Genomic DNA, 16,200 nt, shown 5'->3' on the forward strand with positions numbered 1-16,200 from the left:
CGAAGCGCACGGTCGGCGCGGTCCTGATGGCCGGTGTCGGCGTCCTGGAGCAACTACGAGTGGTGTCCCGGCGACCCAATCCCGCAGTCGGACAACCCATTGCCCTTCGAGGCGAACAGCTGCCACTTCTGGCACTACCAGTCGGTTCGCGACGGCGCCCCGACGCTCTACTGGATGGTCGAGGACATCCGGCCGAATCCGTACCCGCCGTTCGCCGTCATGTGCCCCTGAGTTCGTCCGTGGATCACTTCGCCTCGTACCGCAGCAGGACCGTGCCCCCGGGGAAGGTGCGATTCTCCAACATTCGCAACGAGATCCACGACGGCAGTGTCGGGAAGAACGGCGTACCGCCACCGATGGCAACGGGTGCGACCACGATTCGAAACTCGTCAACCAGTCCGGCCTGAACGATCGGTGCGGCCAGGTTCGCACCGGCCACCTCCAGCGTGCCGTCGATCTCGGCCTTCAGCTTCGTCACCACCTCGACCGGATCCCCATGTTCCAGCCGGGAGTTCCAGTCGACGGACTCAAGGGTGCGCGAGAATACGACCTTGGGCATGTCCCGCCAGATCTGCGCGAAGTCGACGATCAGCGGACCGGCGTCCGGGATCTCGTCGGCGGTCGGCCAGTATGCGGCCATCAACTCGTAGAGCCGCCGGCCGTAGAACGACAGAGCGGTCTCGCGCTCGAAGTCGTTCCAGTACTGATGCAATTCTTCGCTGGGATCGGACCAGTCGATGTTGCCTCGCGCGTCGGCGATGTAGCCGTCCACCGACACGTTGAAGCCGTAGATGAGTTTTCCCACTCAGAGCAGACTGCACCGAGGCGCCAAACTCATCGCGAAAATGCAGGGAGAACCTCATCGGTGAGCAGTTGCACCGACTGCCAGGCGTGTTCGACGGGCATGCCGCCGATCAGGGTGCTCGAAGCGCTCCGACGGCACGTTGTCCTATCTGAGGCTGTCCACTCGGCCGGTTCGGCAGAAACTCGCGGCGATCCCCGTGGATCCCGCGGCTCGCCGACAAGCCGGACGTCACCGTCCTGGACGGGCATCCGCACACCTTGACCTACCTGGCGACGGTCAACTGCGTGCTGACCAGGTCCTTGGGTGTCAGCCGATTCGGCGGGTCGGATCGCTCGACGCGGTGTACGAGTTTCACGGTATCGACACCGACGGCGGCCGCGATTCTGGGCGGGGACCCGTTCTCGAAGTCTCTATCACCGGCGATATCACTGCTCGAGTGATATCGCCGGCGATAACGAGTTCCAGACCGGGTGGGGCCCGACCCCCAGGGATGAGCCGTCGGCGACGCCGATCCCCCGTCGCTCGCCGACCGGTTCGGCCCATCGCACAGAACTGCATCTTGACCTCGGTCACGCCACGGGTACGGCATCATCGACGGGACGGTCGAATCCCATCGAAAGGCGCCATGCCAGAGCAAGGATCACCCGAACACGGCGACGTCGAGAACCTGGCCGACGCACTGCTGGCGGCCATCGAGGAAGGCGCCGAGGAGTCGTCCCCCGACCTGATCAGCGGCGCCGCCTTCGCATTCCGCCAGCTTGCCATCGAATTCGTCCGTCGCTACAACCGCCTCGAGGTCACCGCCGACGTCGGAACCTTGAGCGACCCGGTGCTGTTCGTGGCCAATCACGGGTTCGGTGGAATCTTCGACCTCAACGTCTTCGCCGTCGGCGCCACGTTCGAAGAGTTGAAGCTGGATCGCGACGTGACCATCTTGACCCATCAGGTGGCCTGGACACTGGGGGTCGGCCGCCTGATCGAGCCGCTCGGAGCGCGACCGGCGAGCACACAATCCGCGGAGGAGGCGTTCGAACGAGGCGAGCACGTCGCCGTGTTCCCCGGGGGCGACCTCGACGCCGCGAAGGCTTGGGATGAGCGCAACCAGGTCAAGTTCGGCGGGCGCAGTGGTTTCGCCCGCTTGGCAATCGACGCCGGTGTCCCCATCGTTCCGATCGTCACCGCAGGCGCCGGCGAGTCACTGTTCGTCATCTCCAGCGGGGAACGGTTGGCGAGGGCGATCCGCCTCGACAAACTGCTGCGGGTCAAGTCGGCGCCGGTCAGCATCTCGTTGCCGTGGGGCCTCAGCATCGGCGCCGTCGGCATGCTGCCCTACCTGCCGCTGCCCACCAAACTCGTCACGCGGGTGCTTCCGGCGATGCCGCCGACCGACGGTGAGGACGCCGCCGACTTCGCAGTACGGGTCGAGACGGCGATGCAGAATGCGCTGACGGACATGACCTCCAACCGGATCCCGCTGATCGGCTAGATCGCCAACACCACGCACAGCGCGGCCACTGCCACCCCTTGGAGCGTCGCGCGGGCGACGATGACGCGATCCCACTTCGCTTGCAGCGCACGTCCATTCGGCAGTCTTCGGCCTTCGTCTGCGGCCGCCGTCAGCTGTCGGTTGACCGGCGCGCTCACCCGGGCGTAGACGACGAGCCACACCACCAACAGGAACAGCGCAACACCGGACGCGGCGACCCGAAACCACTGCGCGTCGACGACGGCCAGCACCCCAGCCGCCGCGGTGGCCACGACGCCGAGGACTCCGGGCACGGGCATCCGCCGGTCGCCGTAGCGGTGCACGTTGCCCATGACCGCGACCAGCGCGTGGTCGTCGACCTTCGCGAGCGCCGGTCGCAGCACCATCGCGCAAAAGACGTCGGTGCCGTACACCACCGCGGTGGCAAGTATCCCGATCAGTGCCGCGGCCTGGGTCGCGTAGTCCACATCCATGCTAGCGACGCTAACCACGGCTCGACGCCATGTCAATAGCGACGCTAGCAACTATAGCGACGCTACAAGAATCGGGTCCCCGAGGGGTCGCGCCTACTCCTCCCCCAGCCCCATCAACTCGGTGACGCCGTGGTCCCGGCCGGCGGTGTAACCGCCGTCCACTGCGATCGCCTGACCGCTGACGAAGCTGGCGTCGGCAGACAGCAAAAATGCTGCGACGGAAGCGATCTCGTCGGCGCGTCCAAAGCGACGCAGCTTGTGCTCGTGGCGCAGGGACTCCCGGGGCCCTTCGAATCCGGGCATGCCCATCACCGAGTCGAACATCGGAGTTTGGATGAAGCCCGGGCAGATCACGTTGGCCCGGATACCGCTGGGCCCGTAGTCGATGGCGACGTTCTTGGTGAGCAGCACGACACCCCCCTTGGAGGCGTTGTAGGCGCTGCCACCCGCCGTGCCCTCCAGTCCTTCGATGCTTGCCAGGGTCACGACGGCGCCGCGCTCCCCGTCGACCCGCTCCTGAAGGACCATCTGGGTCAGAGCCGCGCGGGTCACGACGAAGGTGCCCTTGAGGTTGACGCCGATCACCCGGTCCCATTCTTCGTCGGGAAGCACGTGCACCGGACCGCCGCCTGCGACGCCCGCTGCGTGAACCACGCCGTCGAGGCGGCCAGCCACGGCGACAACGGTGGCGATCGCGGCACCGACCGCGGCGGCGTCGAGAACGTCGACGGTTTGGTACGTGCCGCGTCCGACCTCACCCGCCGACGCCTCGGGGTCGAGGTCGACGCCCACCACGTGAGCGCCCTCGTCCAGTAGCCGCTCGACCGTGGCCCTGCCGATCCCCGAGGCGGCCCCGGTCACCAGTACGCCCTTGCCCTCGAATCTGCTCATCACCCGTCCCGTCTCGCCGGTACTTCCTTAGGCGACATAATTACTCAAGCAAAGAGTGAGCGGGACCACTTTGCCGGTCATGGGCGCCGCACTCTTCATCACGGCGAAGGCGCCAACTGTTCATCGCATCGTGATCCGAGCAGGCCGCTTGCTGGCGATCATGACCGCCGACCTTCTGTACTCTCGACGCCAGGCCCGACCGTGTGCAGCGGCGGCCACCGCCGATTGGCGACGGCTCTACCACGACAGCAAAGATGTCCTGAACGAGCACAGATCGGTGACCACATGAGCGGCACGATGACCGGATCCGCCAAGCAAGCGCCCGTGGCCGACGACGACATCCCGGAGATCCTGCGGGGTGACGACGACCTCCCCCAGGTTCTCGCCGACACGGTCACCGAGATCCTGCACACTCCCCCGAGTGCCCGCGGCGCGATCCACCTCGTGTGTGCGGCAGTTGCGATCGTCGCCGGCGCCGCGCTGGTGCCGGCAGCCTGGCTCGTCGGGCGACCCAATGCGGGTCTGGCCACCCTCGTCTACTCGGCCTCGATCGTCGGGATGTTCAGCGTCAGCGCGGTCTACCACCGCGTCAAGTGGACCAGCCCGGCCGCGCTCAAGTGGATGAAGCGCGCCGACCACTCGATGATCTTCCTCTTCATCGCGGGCAGCTACACCCCGCTGGCGCTGCTCGCCATGCCGCCGGACACGGCCAAGCTGGTGCTCACCATCGTCTACTCGGGCGCCGCCGCCGGTGTCGCGTTGAAGATGTTCTGGCCGTCGGCACCCCGCTGGGTCGGCGTGCCGCTCTACCTACTCCTTGGCTACACCGCGATCTGGTTCGCGGGCGTCCTGCTCGACGGTGCGGGCCTGGCCGTCGTCGTCCTGCTCTGTGCCGGTGCCGCGCTCTACAACATCGGCGCGATCCTCTACGGCGTGCGGTGGCCGAACCCGTGGCCGAAGACGTTCGGCTATCACGAGTTCTTCCACGCCTTCACGGCGGCGGGTGCAGCCTGCCACTACATCGCGATCTGGCTGGTCGTCCTGTAGCCGAGCTACTTCAGAGGCAAACCGGTGATCGCCCTGGCCATCACCAGACGCTGAATCTCACTGGTGCCCTCGAAGATGGTGAAGATCTTCGCGTCACGGTGCATGCGCTCGACCGGATAATCGCGGGTGTATCCGTTGCCGCCGAGAATCTGAATGGCCTCGTCGGTGACGTAGACCGCGGTCTCGCTGGCGGCGAGCTTGGCCATCGATCCCTCGGCGTTGACGAACGGCTTGTCGTTGCGGGCCATCCAGCCTGCGCGCCAGACCAGCAACCGCGCGGTGTCGATCCTGGTCCTCATGTCGGCGAGCTTGAACGCGATCGCCTGGAAGTCGCCGATCTTGCGACCGAACTGTTCGCGCTCCTGGGCGTAGTCCAACGCATACTCGTAGGCCGCGCGGGCCACGCCCAACGCCATGGCGCCGACCGTCGGGCGGGTGCGCTCGAAGGTCTTCATCGCGGCCTGACCGGCTGAGCTCTTGCCCTCGCGAGCCCTGGCGATGCGCTCGTCGAACTTGTCCTTGCCGCCGATGATCAAACGGCCCGGAATGCGGACGTCGTCGAGCACGACCTCGGCGGTGTGGGACGCGCGGATGCCGTGCTTCTTGAACTTCTGTCCCTGGCTGAAGCCCTTCGTCCCCGGCGGAATGATGAACGTCGCCTGACCGCGCGACCCCAGTTCGGGATGAACCGACGCCACGACGATGTGGACGTTGGCGATCCCTCCGTTGGTGGCCCACGTCTTGGTGCCGTTGATCACCCACTCGTCGTTGGCCTCGTCGTACCGGGCCCGGGTGATGATGGCCGACACGTCCGAGCCGGCACCCGGCTCCGACGCGCAGAAGGACGCGAGAAGCGGTTCGTCGACCGTGCCGAACATTTGGGGCAGCCACTCCCCGAGCTGGTCGGGTGTTCCGGTCGCGGCCAGCGACGCTGCGGCGAGCCCGGTACCCAGGATCGACAGGCCGATGCCCGCGTCACCCCAGAACATCTCCTCGAAGACCGTGAGTAGACCGAGTCCGCTCGGCTCGGCGGCCTGGGTCGCGAACAGCTCCACGGAGTAGAGGCCGATCTTGGCGGCCTCCTGGATGATCGGCCACGGCGTCTCTTCGCGCTCGTCCCATTCCGCCGCCGCGGGCCTGACGACCTTCTCGGCGAAGTCGTGAACCCAGTCCCGGACTTCGATTACGTCGTCGGACAACTCGAGCGAAAACGTCATGTGGCTGTTCCTCCCGGCGGAATCAACCGCGCGTCGGTGGCGGACATGGGTGGCGACCGCGGCACCCGATCAGTGAACGACTGTACGCATCGAACTTACCGGGCATCTAGTTACCCCGGCGAGAACGCCTGCCGATCCGACGCGACCGTTCAGTCGCCGCCGTCACGTCGTCTGACGCGCAAGACGAACGCGGACAACGCAAGAACGAGGACGACGCCACCGAGGACGCCGATCTCGACGATCGCGCGGGAGAACTCCGGCCCCTTCTCCAGCAGCGTCGCCGCCTCGACCGACAGCACGACGATCTCCTTGATGCCGGCCAGGATGCCCACGATCAGGAACGGTTCGGCGACGATCTCGTGCGAACGCAGGCACGCTCGGACCGCGTAGAGCAGCTCGACGAAGATGAACAGCAGCAGCAAACCGTCGAGGACCTCGAGCATGAGCGTCGAGGCGGGGGTGTTGCGCAGCCGCAGCATGGTGTTGAACTGCGCGACGAGCAGCGCCACCGAACCGAACGCCAAGACGACGGCGATGGACCAGTACACGGCATCTTCGACGAAGCTCAGCACACGGTCGGCAAGGCGCTGCCGGTCTTCTTCGTCTTCCTCGACGTCCTCGTCGACGTCGTCGCTCTTGGGCATCGTCGGCTTAGCGGTTCAGCCACCAGATGCGGCTCGACAGCGCGGTCGCGAACGTGCACCACAGCGGATAGGGCCACAGCGCCCTCGCCGGTGCTCCGTTGACGCGGACCGCGCGCCGAGTCAGGTCGGCACTGCTGACGGCGAGAGCGCCTGCCAACACCGCCGACGGGCCGAGCTGGCGGCGGTTGAAGAACAGCCACGACCAGCTGCCGTTCAGCACGAGATTGAGCGCGAGGAGCCTCGTGAACGTCCTGGCCTCCTGCTGGGCGCCTCGTTCGCCGAGTTCGTCGATGGTGGCGGCCGAGACCACCGCGACGTCGGCGTAGAGCAGCGGCCACACGATCGGAAAGGCTTGTCGCGGCGGCTGAAAGCTGGGCTTGCGCAGCGTCTGGTACCAGTTCGACTGAACCGCCGGACCGGTGGCGAGACCGCCGAGCACGGCGGTGGCCGCGGCGGCACCGGCGGTCTTGGCAAGGGTGAGCGCGCGCATGCGACTCCTTTCGACCACTCGAACGTACCCGGCGAGGGGGGCCTCACAAGCGGATTCGCCGTCGTAGCAATCTCGCGCTGCGGAATCCGGTTGTCTGAATGTAAATTCGTTGCGGAATCGCTTGCGAAGGGCTCCAAGATCGGCGATGGTTTACCCACAGTGCACGGGCCGAGCGGTCTCCTCCTCGAGGGTCCGCTCGTCGTGCCGACAACCAGGGAGGTCGTCCTGAGCGGCACACACGGCACCGCCGTCGACAGCACCACGGGAGAGGGCGCGGTCCCCCTCGAGGCCGGCCAGCCGGTCATCGAGATCGACCATGTGACGAAACGCTTCGACGACTACCTCGCCGTGGCAGACGCCGACTTCTCCATCGCCTCCGGAGAGTTCTTCTCCATGCTGGGTCCGTCGGGCTGCGGCAAGACGACGACGCTGCGGATGATCGCGGGCTTCGAGACGCCGACCGAGGGGGCGATCCGCCTCGAGGGCGTCGACGTGTCGTCGGTGTCCCCACACAAGCGCAACGTCAACACGGTGTTCCAGCACTACGCGCTGTTTCCGCACATGACGGTGTGGGACAACGTGGCCTACGGTCCGCGGAGCAAGAAGATCGACAAGACTCTGGGCAAGGGCGAGGTCAAGCGCCGGGTCGACGAGCTCCTCGAGATCGTCCGGCTCACCGACTTCGCCAAGCGCAAGCCCGCGCAACTCTCGGGCGGACAGCAGCAACGCGTCGCGCTCGCCAGGGCGCTGGTGAACTACCCGAGCGCACTGCTGCTCGACGAACCGCTCGGCGCACTGGATCTGAAGCTGCGCCATGCCATGCAATTCGAGCTCAAGCGCATTCAGCGCGAGGTCGGCATCACGTTCGTCTACGTGACCCACGACCAAGAGGAAGCGCTCACGATGAGCGACCGCATCGCGGTCATGAATTCGGGCAACGTCGAACAGATCGGCAGCCCGACCGAGATCTACGACCGTCCCGCAACGGTTTTCGTGGCCAGCTTCATCGGCCAGGCGAACCTGTGGCCGGGCAAACAGATCCGCATGGACGGCAACCTCGCCGAACTCTCGGTCTTGGGTACGACGTTGCGCGCCAGGCCGGGCGACACCGCCATCGAGGCGGGCGGGCACGCCACCCTGATGGTGCGACCCGAGCGGGTCCGCGTCTCGGTCGACCCACCCGAGGGCGACGTCGCCACGGTGTCCGCCACCGTGACGGACCTGACGTTCCAGGGTCCGGTGGTCCGCCTGTCCATGGACGCCCCCGACGGCTCACCGATCGTCGCGCACGTCGGAACCGAGCAGAACCTTCCCCTGCTGAGGCCGGGCGACCGCGTGCACGTCGCGTGGGCACCTGACGCCTCACTGGTCCTTCCGGCCGCCGACATTCCGACGACCGAGGACTTGGAGGAGATGTTCGACGCTCCTCCCGAGCCCTGACGATCCCCTCGACGACCCCCCCTCTGTCGAACCACCCGAAAGGCACCTCCATGGCGAACGAGATCGATCCCAGGACGATGGCGCGGCTCGCCGCGTCACGCACCTCACGTCGACGCTTCATCGGGGGCGGCGCCGCCGCGGCAGCCGCACTAGGCCTTGGCGGATCGTTCCTCGCCGCGTGCGGTTCCAGCAGCACGACGAGTTCCAGCAGCTCGTCGTCCGCACCGCCGGATGACGGAAAGCCGGCGAGCGGCGACCTGCGCATCTCCAACTGGCCGTTGTACATGGCCGACGGCTTCGTCGCCGACTTCCAGAAGGCGAGCGGTCTGACCGTCGACTACAAGGAAGACTTCAACGACAACGAGCAGTGGTTCGCCAAGAACAAGGAGCCGCTGTCGCGTAAGCAGGACATCGGCGCAGACCTCGTGGTGCCCACCCAGTTCATGGCCCTGCGTCTCAAGCAACTGGGCTGGCTCAACGAGATCAGTGACACCCGGGTGCCCAACCGCAAGAACCTCCGGCCGGACCTGCTCAACGACAAGTCCGACCCGGGTCGCAAGTTCACCGCCCCGTACATGAGCGGCATGGTTGGCCTGGCCTACAACAAGGCGGCGACGGGCCGCGAGATCACGAAGATCGACGACCTGTGGGACCCCAAGTTCAAGGGCAAGGTCAGCCTGTTCACCGACATGCAGGACGGCCTCGGCATGATCATGACGTCGCAGGGCGGCAACGTCGCCGACCCGAGCATGGACTCCGTGCAGAAGGCCGTCGACCTCGTCAAGGAGCAGAAGGACAAGGGCCAGATCCGTCGGTTCACCGGCAACGACTACGCCGACGACCTGGCCGCGGGCAACATCGCCATCGCCCAGGCCTACTCCGGCGACGTCGTGCAGCTGCAGGCGGACAATCCGGATCTCGAATTCATCATTCCCGAGTCCGGTGGCGACTGGTTCATCGACACGATGACCATTCCGTACACCACGCAGAACCAGCACGCGGCCGAGGCGTGGATCGACTACGTGTACGACCGGGCGAATTACGCCAAGCTCGTGGCGTTCGTCCAGTACGTGCCGGTGCTGTCGGACATGACCGACGAGCTCAACAAGATCGACCCGAAGATCGCGGCCAACAAGCTCATCAACCCTCCCCAGGACTTCCAGGACAAGTTGCACACCTGGGCCGCGCTCACCGATGAGCAGACCCAGCAGTTCAACACCGCGTACGCCGCCGTCACCGGCGGCTAGGCGCCGGGCCCACACATGGCAGGAGTAGCCAGCAGTAGTCGCCAGCGCAGCAAGATCGCGCCGTACCTCATGATCCTTCCCGGACTGGCGTACCTGGCGATCTTCTTCGTAGTGCCGTTCTGGTCGTTGTTCCGGACGTCGTTGTCGACCATGGGCGGCTCGATCTACCTGCCGCAGTTGACCTTTGCGTGGAACTTCGGCAACTACGCCCATGCCTTGTCGACGTACCAAGACCAGATCGTGCGGTCGCTGCTGTACGCCTTCACCGCGACCGTGGTCTCGCTGGCGATTTCCTATCCGCTGGCGTATGTCATCGCGTTCAAGTCGGGTCGCTACAAGAACCTGCTGTTGGGTCTGGTGGTCCTGCCCTTCTTCGTGACGTTCCTGGTGCGAACCCTGGCGTGGAAGACGATCCTGGCCGACGACGGCGTCGTGGTGCAGACGCTGAACACGATTGGGCTGCTGCCCCCCGACGGACGGCTGCTGTCCACCAGTTGGGCCGTCATCGGCGGCCTGATCTACAACTCGATGACGTTCATGATCCTGCCGCTGTACGTCAGCCTCGAGAAGATCGATCCGCGGCTGCTCGAAGCGTCGAGGGATCTGTATTCGTCGAGCTTCCGCGCGTTCACCAAGATCGTCTTCCCGCTGTCGGTGCCCGGCGTGCTCGCGGGCAGCCTGCTGGTCTTCATCCCCGCCATGGGCGACTTCATCAACGCCGACTATTTGGGCAGCACGCAGACGACCATGATCGGCAACGTGATTCAGAAGCAGTTCCTGGTGGTCAAGGATTATCCCGGCGCCGCTGCACTGAGCTTCCTTCTGATGGCGATGATCCTGGCCGGCGTGCTGTCCTACACGCGGGCCCTCGGTACGGAGAACCTGGTATGACGATCCAAGAGGGCGCGGCGGTCGTCGACTTGATCGACCGGCCGCGTCGGCCGAAGCGCTCGCTACGAGGGACGGGCAAGCTGGGCGACGTCGCCCTGAAGGTGATCGCAGGGCTCGTGCTGCTCTACATCTTCGTGCCGATCTTCGTGATCGTGCTGTTCTCGTTCAACAAGCCGGCGGGCAAGTTCAACTACACGTGGCAAGGCTTCACGCTCGAGAACTGGGCAGACCCCTTCAAGTATCCGGCGTTGGCCGAGGCCTTGAAGATGAGCATCGAGGTGGCGGCGTTGTCCACCCTGATCGCGTTGGTCCTGGGCACGTTCCTCGCAATTGCCTTGGTGCGTCAGCGGTTTCGAGGAAGCGGCGCGGTTGACACCTTTCTGGTGCTGCCGCTGACGGCACCCGAGGTGGTCATGGGCGCCTCACTGCTGACCCTCTTCCTCGACCTCGGGTGGGCGACCGGTTTCACGACCATCCTCATCGCCCACGTGGCGTTTGAGATCAGCTTCGTGGCGATGACGGTGCGCGCCCGGGTCAGGGGGTTCGACTGGACTCTCGAGGATGCCTCGATGGACCTGGGCGCCAGCCCCACCCGAACCTTCTTCAAGGTGACGTTGCCCCTGATCGTGCCCGGCATCGTCGCCGCCGCGATGCTGTCGTTCGCGTTGTCGCTGGACGACTTCATCGTCACCTACTTCGTGAGTGGGTCCACGGTCACCTATCCGCTGTTCGTCAACGCCGCGACGAAGGCGGCGGTGCCTCCGCAGATCGACGTCCTCGCGACCGCGATCCTGGTGATCAGCCTGGTGCTGCTGATGTTCGGGACGCTATACCGCCGCAAGCGAATCGACCTCTAGGCCACGAGTTCGGCGGTGCCATGGCGGAGGGCGCCGGTCCTCGGTCGGTGGGTGGACAGCGCGCTGCGGGTGCGTGCCGAAAGGCGGCGTTCCGCTGCCGGCTGTCCGTGGCGGTGGATTCGTGCCATCTCGACGACGATCGAGGCGACTTGGGCAGGTTCGCCGTGGACCGTGAAGGTCCTTCTGTCCCACCACATCATCTTCGTTTCGTATCGTTCGTCTGGGTAGGGCGTCGCGGGAATGGGCGCGACGACACCGCCGGTCGACCGCCACCGCTCGAGGGTGTGCGCCGCGGAGGTGGCCATGTAGTAGTCCACGCCGAGAAGCGCAGTCAGATGAAAGCCGCTGCGAGCATGCAACTTTGGTCGGTGCGGATTGCGGGCTCCATCGCTGCGCATCCAGGCGGCCTTCATCTCGATGACACCGAAGGGGATGCGTTCCGCAAGCATTCTGCGGACGTCTGACTCCCCCGGCTGGTTCTGCCACTCCACGACGGCATGAGAGTCCTCGGGTGCGGTCAGCGCGCCCTTCGTCCTGACCCCGCCGATGACGCCTCCGTCGACGTCGGTCATCACCCAAAACAGGGCGGTGTCGGCCGCGCAGCGGGCGGTGTCTCCGTCGAGTGCGTCGCTGACGCCGAACTTGGCGTAACTCGCCACGGCGCCGCGGTGGTACTCGGCGAACAGGTCGGGTGCCGCCGCCGGTTCGGCGATGGTGACCGCGCATTCGGCCGCCGGATCCCACCACGACATGGAGCCACCGAGTATTACTTGGCTAGGTTTCGTGTATTCCAACGTCGTCATGACTCCGCCTTCGTCGTTTGATGGACCGACTAGGGCAATATAATACGTTTGTTCTTGAAGTGTCTCTACCTGGCACTTGCGTAATTATTGACGTATCCAGCAAATGGATTGCCGGCATATAAACATCGTTTTGCACCCAGTAGCCAATGGCACTCGCCTTTCAGCCCGGGATGCGCACCGACCATGCGCGGATCGGCTTTACGTGGTTGACGCGGTGGTTGCTCGTAGGCGCGTCATCGCCGGGGTGGCGTAGCTGACGAGCCACGGCGACCGTCTCGCGGTCCGTGTGGCGTGTCGCGGAAGGGTCGTAAATCGACGTCAGGTGACGTCGACGAGGACGGGAGGTCGGGCGCCGGACCTGGCGGCCCCGATGCCGGCGGCGACGACCAGGCAGATGCCGACGACGCCCGCACCGTCGGGCGCCTGCGACAGCACCACGAAGCCGATGAGCATCGCGAACGCCGGCTCGATACTCATCAGGGTTCCAAACGACGCCGTCGTCAGCCGACGCAGCGCCATCATCTCCAAGGTGAAGGGAACCACCGGCAGCAGAATGGCGAGACCGATTCCGAACAGCAGGATTTCGGGCGTGATGCGCGGAATCACTGATGCGCCCACGACGAGGCTGGAGAAGATCGCCGCGACGCCCATCGACACCGCCAGCCCGTTGATTCCCTCCACCCCGTCGCCGACGCGCTGCGTGAGCAAGATGTAGCAGCCCCAGCAGACCGCCGCACCCAACGCGTATGCGACGCCAACCAGGTCGACGGCACCGGCCCATGGCTGAGTCAGCAAGGCAACGCCGACGGCCGCGAGGCCGGGCCATACGAAGCGGTTCTTGCCCCTGCCCTGGGCCACGGCGACACCGAGGGGGCCGAGAAACTCCAATGCGCTGGCCGTACCCAACGGAATCCGTGCGATGGACGCCATGAACAGCAGGGTGACCGCCGCGGTCACCACTCCGAGGATGACGCACGTGAGGAAGGTCGTCCTCGTGAAGGCCGACGGCCGCGGGCGGACGACGACCAGCAGCAGCACCCCGGCCCACGTCAGCCGCAACCACGCCGCACCCTCGACGCCGACCTGGTCGATCAGTCCCAGCGACAACGCCAGCCCGGCTTGAACGCACAGCATCGCCCCCGACGCCATCAGCACGCCCGTGCGGGTCTGGTTCATGCCCATGACTGCATTGAAGGGCACGACCACCGTTCGCGTCCACGTGATAAATCCCGACACATCGTTCGGGAAAGTCAAACGATCAGATCCGGGAGCTCACGGGCTAGAGATTCTCCTCCACCGAGATGGTGACGTCCGAGAAGTCGATCTGCGCCGCCGGGTTGCTCACCGCGGTGACGACGCCCGTCCCAAACGCTCCGACACGGTCGTAGAGGGTCGCCGATCCCGTGCTGATGCCGTCGGCCGTCCAGTGTGAGTCGGCCTGCAGGTAGATCCACTCGTCGACCGGCAGGCGGGCCAACGCCACGGTGAGGTCGCCGTTGATGTAGCCGATGCCCGCCGTGCCGAGGTTGGTGACCAGGCTGGTGCCCTCCGCGGCGCAGACCGTGTTGACCAGCGGGGAGTTGGTCACTCCCTCGACCACGTCGACGGCGCGGTTCCGGAATCGCTTCCGCGAGGCGTTTTGGTGATCCGCGATGTGGGGGCTCCAGCCGCCGACGTCGCTGCCCATCGTCAGATGGCTCGACTCGCCGACCTCGCCCGGCGTCGGCAGGTCCATCGTCGCCGACCATTCCTCGCCCCGTGGCACCGACGAGCGGCGGTACTGGACCAGGATGGCTCTCGCCACCACGACCCCGTCCTGGACGAGCTCGCATTCGGAGTTGCGCACCCGCCTGCCGTCACGGACCAGCCGTGCCGTGGCGGTGGTGGGTACTGCTCGAGCGGCCTTGAAGAGGTCGACCGTGAGGCGCGCTGGCATGAACTCGTCGAGACCAAACCGTTCCTCGATGGTGCGCGCCGCCAGCCCGACCAGGGCCGGCCCGTTGAGATGATCTGGACCCCAACGACTTCGGGCATTGTCCGTAGGTAGAAACGTGTCCGCCGACGTGTGGACGAAGTGGGCAGGACGCGCGGTCATTCTCGAATCGTCGCACGGGGCGGACAATGCCACCGAGAATGCCAACGTGGACACCCGCCGACTACAGCTCCTGCTCGCCCTGTCACGCCTCGGCTCCATGCGCGCGGTCGCGGAGGCCCATCACCTCACCACCTCGACGGTGTCACAACAAATCGCAGCGCTCGCCAGGGACGCGGGCGTCGACCTCGTCGAGCCGGCAGGACGACGCGTGCGTCTGACGCCCGCCGGCCGCCGGCTGTCGGACCATGCGGTCACCATCCTCGCCGCCGTCGACGCCGCGCGACTCGACCTCGACCCGGATGCCGAACCCGCCGGGACCCTGCGCGTCGGTGGATTCGCGACCGGAATCCGGGTGTCCCTGCTTCCGGTTCTGGCCGATCTCGCCGTCAGCCATCCGCACGTCGACGCGATCGTCAGTGAGTACGAGCCCGTCGAGGCGTTCCGGTTGCTCGTCGACGACGACTTGGATCTGGCTCTCGTCTACGACTACAACCTGGCGCCGGCCTCCCCGAACCCCGCACTGGACACGGTGGCGCTGTGGTCGACGCCGTGGGGTCTCGGCGTGCGGACCGACGCGACGGCCGGTGACACCGCCGACCTGCGGGACTACGCCGACGACGCGTGGATCGTCAACTCCCGCAACACCGCCGACGAAGACGCGGTGCGCACGTTGGCGGCGCTGACCGGCTTCACCCCGCGCATCGCCCACCAGATCGACAGCCTCGACCTCGTCGAAGACCTCATCCTCGCCGGCTACGGCGTTGGTCTGCTGCCGTTGAACCGGCCAGCCCGTCACGGCGTCTCGGTGCTGCGGCTTGCCGAGCCCGCCGTCCTCATGACGGCATACGCCGCGACGCGGCGGGGTCGCGAGAGCTGGGCGCCGCTGCGCCTCCTGCTGGACGGTCTGCGTCCCTCCTCGGACGAGCAACGCGACTGGCCCCGACCCCCCTGCTAGCCGGTAGCGGCCGTAGCCGCTAGCGGTGGTCGGTTTCTGGTGGTCAGCGCCGATGTGGCGACGTCGCCGACACGGGAGTCTGAATGCACTCACCCAGGACCGTCCGAAAGGCTCGACCATGACGAACCACCAGATGCGCATCCTCGCCGCCACCTTCGCCTCCGCGGCGGCGGTCCTCGGTCCGCAAGCCGCCGGGCTGGCCCAGGCCGACACGAACCCGGCCTGCTCGGCCGTCGAGGTCGTCTTCGCACGGGGCACCTTCGAGGCGCCCGGCATTGGCGACACCGGTCAGGCGTTCGTCGACTCACTCAACGCCAAGCTCGGTCAGCCCGTCGGGGTCTACGCGGTCGACTATCCCGCCTCGCTGGACTTCCAGGCCGCCGCCAACGGGGTCGCCGACGCCAGCCGTGAGGTCCAGTCGATCGCCACCAGCTGCCCCAACACCAAGATCGTCCTCGGCGGCTACTCGCAGGGGGCGGCCGTCGCCGCCTACACCACCGCCAGTTCGATCCCGGCCGGCTTCACCCTGCCCGCGGACATCACCGGGCCGATGCCGGCGTCGGTCGCCTCGCACGTCGCCGCCGTGGCACTGTTCGGCACGCCCGACCCGTGGTTCCTGAACCTGGTCGACCACAGCGCCCCACCCATCGCGATCGGGGACGCGTACGTGAACAAGACCGTCCAGGAGTGCAACCAGGGCGACCCGGTGTGTTCCCCCGGCGGCCTCGACCGCTCGGCGCACAGCGCATACAAGAACAACGGGACGACCGATCAGGCCGCGGCCTTCGTCGTCAGCCAACTGTCGTCGTCGACGGTTTCGCAGACGGCTCGCGACTCAGCGTGACGGTGCCCCGGCCCG

Annotated in this window: 19 protein-coding genes; 10 read left to right on the top strand and 9 right to left on the bottom strand. The window is 66.3% G+C overall.

The window, feature by feature from the left end; translation table 11 throughout:
* The first annotated feature begins 33 nt into the window (after positions 1-33).
* Positions 34-231, top strand: a complete 198-nt coding sequence (locus ASD37_RS02455; RefSeq protein WP_056547555.1) for a hypothetical protein — start codon at positions 34-36, stop codon at positions 229-231.
* 13 nt (positions 232-244) lie between these two features.
* Here the strand turns inward: ASD37_RS02455 and ASD37_RS02460 are convergent, their stop codons facing one another.
* Positions 245-805, bottom strand: coding sequence for a dihydrofolate reductase family protein (locus ASD37_RS02460; protein WP_056547558.1), 561 nt, complete (start codon positions 803-805; stop codon positions 245-247).
* Positions 806-1,430: 625 nt separating this feature from the next.
* On the opposite strand from ASD37_RS02460, the gene ASD37_RS02465 reads away from it, so the two are divergent.
* Positions 1,431-2,291, top strand: coding sequence for a 1-acyl-sn-glycerol-3-phosphate acyltransferase (locus ASD37_RS02465; RefSeq protein WP_082569986.1), 861 nt, complete (start codon positions 1,431-1,433; stop codon positions 2,289-2,291).
* Here the strand turns inward: ASD37_RS02465 and ASD37_RS02470 are convergent.
* Positions 2,288-2,764: a DUF1772 domain-containing protein gene (locus ASD37_RS02470; protein WP_056547561.1), complete on the bottom strand. Its 477-nt coding sequence runs from the start codon at positions 2,762-2,764 to the stop codon at positions 2,288-2,290. The genes ASD37_RS02465 and ASD37_RS02470 overlap by 4 nt on opposite strands.
* A 93-nt stretch (positions 2,765-2,857) precedes the next feature.
* Positions 2,858-3,655 carry an SDR family NAD(P)-dependent oxidoreductase gene (locus ASD37_RS02475; RefSeq protein WP_056547576.1) on the bottom strand — a complete coding sequence of 266 codons (798 nt, stop codon included), beginning with the start codon at positions 3,653-3,655 and terminating at the stop codon, positions 2,858-2,860.
* 79 nt (positions 3,656-3,734) lie between these two features.
* On the opposite strand from ASD37_RS02475, the gene ASD37_RS02480 reads away from it, so the two are divergent.
* Together ASD37_RS02480 and ASD37_RS02485 are read left to right on the top strand one after the other, a co-directional pair.
* The gene (locus ASD37_RS02480) at positions 3,735-3,944 is read left to right on the top strand and encodes a hypothetical protein (RefSeq protein ID WP_056547579.1); all 210 of its coding nucleotides are present in this window, start codon (positions 3,735-3,737) and stop codon (positions 3,942-3,944) included.
* On the top strand, positions 3,941-4,702 hold the full coding sequence (locus ASD37_RS02485) for a hemolysin III family protein (RefSeq protein ID WP_235567955.1): 762 nt from the start codon (positions 3,941-3,943) through the stop codon (positions 4,700-4,702). Before ASD37_RS02480 ends, ASD37_RS02485 begins: the two co-directional genes overlap by 4 nt.
* Positions 4,703-4,707: 5 nt before the next feature.
* Here the strand turns inward: ASD37_RS02485 and ASD37_RS02490 are convergent, their stop codons facing one another.
* The 3 genes from ASD37_RS02490 to ASD37_RS02500 all read right to left on the bottom strand — a co-directional run bounded on the left by ASD37_RS02490 (position 4,708) and on the right by ASD37_RS02500 (position 7,053).
* Positions 4,708-5,919 (bottom strand): acyl-CoA dehydrogenase family protein, encoded by a 1,212-nt coding sequence (locus ASD37_RS02490; RefSeq protein ID WP_056547582.1) that lies wholly within the window; start codon positions 5,917-5,919, stop codon positions 4,708-4,710.
* A gap of 149 nt (positions 5,920-6,068) precedes the next feature.
* Positions 6,069-6,563 carry a phosphate-starvation-inducible PsiE family protein gene (locus ASD37_RS02495; protein WP_056547586.1) on the bottom strand — a complete coding sequence of 165 codons (495 nt, stop codon included), beginning with the start codon at positions 6,561-6,563 and terminating at the stop codon, positions 6,069-6,071.
* Positions 6,564-6,570: 7 nt separating this feature from the next.
* A complete protein-coding gene (locus ASD37_RS02500; protein WP_056547591.1) occupies positions 6,571-7,053 on the bottom strand; it encodes a TspO/MBR family protein in 483 nt (160 codons plus the stop codon).
* A 393-nt stretch (positions 7,054-7,446) separates the two neighbouring features.
* Between ASD37_RS02500 and ASD37_RS02505 the strand changes: the two genes are divergently transcribed.
* The 4 genes from ASD37_RS02505 to ASD37_RS02520 are packed head-to-tail and all read left to right on the top strand — an operon-like array spanning position 7,447 to position 11,488.
* Positions 7,447-8,493, top strand: coding sequence for an ABC transporter ATP-binding protein (locus tag ASD37_RS02505; RefSeq protein ID WP_235567998.1), 1,047 nt, complete (start codon positions 7,447-7,449; stop codon positions 8,491-8,493).
* 50 nt (positions 8,494-8,543) lie between these two features.
* The gene (locus ASD37_RS02510; RefSeq protein ID WP_056547595.1) at positions 8,544-9,740 is read left to right on the top strand and encodes a spermidine/putrescine ABC transporter substrate-binding protein; all 1,197 of its coding nucleotides are present in this window, start codon (positions 8,544-8,546) and stop codon (positions 9,738-9,740) included.
* A 15-nt stretch (positions 9,741-9,755) separates the two neighbouring features.
* Positions 9,756-10,631 (top strand): ABC transporter permease, encoded by an 876-nt coding sequence (locus ASD37_RS02515; protein WP_056547598.1) that lies wholly within the window; start codon positions 9,756-9,758, stop codon positions 10,629-10,631.
* Entirely contained in the window at positions 10,628-11,488 is an 861-nt protein-coding gene (locus tag ASD37_RS02520; protein ID WP_056547602.1) for an ABC transporter permease, read from the top strand. Before ASD37_RS02515 ends, ASD37_RS02520 begins: the two co-directional genes overlap by 4 nt.
* Here the strand turns inward: ASD37_RS02520 and ASD37_RS02525 are convergent.
* The 3 genes from ASD37_RS02525 to ASD37_RS02535 all read right to left on the bottom strand — a co-directional run bounded on the left by ASD37_RS02525 (position 11,485) and on the right by ASD37_RS02535 (position 14,386).
* Positions 11,485-12,291, bottom strand: coding sequence for a hypothetical protein (locus ASD37_RS02525; RefSeq protein ID WP_200959742.1), 807 nt, complete (start codon positions 12,289-12,291; stop codon positions 11,485-11,487). The two genes, ASD37_RS02520 and ASD37_RS02525, sit on opposite strands and share 4 nt — an antisense overlap.
* A 318-nt stretch (positions 12,292-12,609) precedes the next feature.
* Entirely contained in the window at positions 12,610-13,473 is an 864-nt protein-coding gene (locus tag ASD37_RS02530) for a DMT family transporter (protein ID WP_056549704.1), read from the bottom strand.
* 97 nt (positions 13,474-13,570) lie between these two features.
* Complete coding sequence (locus tag ASD37_RS02535; RefSeq protein WP_056547605.1) at positions 13,571-14,386, bottom strand: acyl-CoA thioesterase domain-containing protein; 816 nt, start codon at positions 14,384-14,386, stop codon at positions 13,571-13,573.
* Positions 14,387-14,432: 46 nt separating this feature from the next.
* Between ASD37_RS02535 and ASD37_RS02540 the strand changes: the two genes are divergently transcribed.
* A complete protein-coding gene (locus ASD37_RS02540; protein ID WP_056549706.1) occupies positions 14,433-15,341 on the top strand; it encodes a LysR family transcriptional regulator in 909 nt (302 codons plus the stop codon).
* A 118-nt stretch (positions 15,342-15,459) separates the two neighbouring features.
* Positions 15,460-16,185, top strand: coding sequence for an alpha/beta fold hydrolase (locus ASD37_RS02545; RefSeq protein ID WP_056547606.1), 726 nt, complete (start codon positions 15,460-15,462; stop codon positions 16,183-16,185).
* The last annotated feature ends 15 nt before the right edge of the window (positions 16,186-16,200 follow it).

Origin of the sequence: Mycobacterium sp. Root135 (assembly GCF_001426545.1) — a bacterium.
Lineage (GTDB): Bacteria > Actinomycetota > Actinomycetes > Mycobacteriales > Mycobacteriaceae > Mycobacterium.

Excerpts from the sequence above, each read along its gene's own strand:
- ASD37_RS02465 (WP_082569986.1), top strand. The coding sequence starts at position 1,431 with ATGCCAGAGCAAGGATCACCCGAACACGGCGACGTCGAGAACCTGGCC.
- ASD37_RS02470 (WP_056547561.1), bottom strand. The coding sequence starts at position 2,764 with ATGGATGTGGACTACGCGACCCAGGCCGCGGCACTGATCGGGATACTT.
- ASD37_RS02475 (WP_056547576.1), bottom strand. The coding sequence starts at position 3,655 with ATGAGCAGATTCGAGGGCAAGGGCGTACTGGTGACCGGGGCCGCCTCG.
- ASD37_RS02480 (WP_056547579.1), top strand. The coding sequence starts at position 3,735 with ATGGGCGCCGCACTCTTCATCACGGCGAAGGCGCCAACTGTTCATCGC.
- ASD37_RS02485 (WP_235567955.1), top strand. The coding sequence starts at position 3,941 with ATGAGCGGCACGATGACCGGATCCGCCAAGCAAGCGCCCGTGGCCGAC.
- ASD37_RS02490 (WP_056547582.1), bottom strand. The coding sequence starts at position 5,919 with ATGACGTTTTCGCTCGAGTTGTCCGACGACGTAATCGAAGTCCGGGAC.
- ASD37_RS02495 (WP_056547586.1), bottom strand. The coding sequence starts at position 6,563 with ATGCCCAAGAGCGACGACGTCGACGAGGACGTCGAGGAAGACGAAGAA.
- ASD37_RS02500 (WP_056547591.1), bottom strand. The coding sequence starts at position 7,053 with ATGCGCGCGCTCACCCTTGCCAAGACCGCCGGTGCCGCCGCGGCCACC.
- ASD37_RS02505 (WP_235567998.1), top strand. The coding sequence starts at position 7,447 with ATGCTGGGTCCGTCGGGCTGCGGCAAGACGACGACGCTGCGGATGATC.
- ASD37_RS02510 (WP_056547595.1), top strand. The coding sequence starts at position 8,544 with ATGGCGAACGAGATCGATCCCAGGACGATGGCGCGGCTCGCCGCGTCA.
- ASD37_RS02515 (WP_056547598.1), top strand. The coding sequence starts at position 9,756 with ATGGCAGGAGTAGCCAGCAGTAGTCGCCAGCGCAGCAAGATCGCGCCG.
- ASD37_RS02520 (WP_056547602.1), top strand. The coding sequence starts at position 10,628 with ATGACGATCCAAGAGGGCGCGGCGGTCGTCGACTTGATCGACCGGCCG.
- ASD37_RS02525 (WP_200959742.1), bottom strand. The coding sequence starts at position 12,291 with ATGACGACGTTGGAATACACGAAACCTAGCCAAGTAATACTCGGTGGC.
- ASD37_RS02530 (WP_056549704.1), bottom strand. The coding sequence starts at position 13,473 with ATGGGCATGAACCAGACCCGCACGGGCGTGCTGATGGCGTCGGGGGCG.
- ASD37_RS02535 (WP_056547605.1), bottom strand. The coding sequence starts at position 14,386 with ATGACCGCGCGTCCTGCCCACTTCGTCCACACGTCGGCGGACACGTTT.
- ASD37_RS02545 (WP_056547606.1), top strand. The coding sequence starts at position 15,460 with ATGACGAACCACCAGATGCGCATCCTCGCCGCCACCTTCGCCTCCGCG.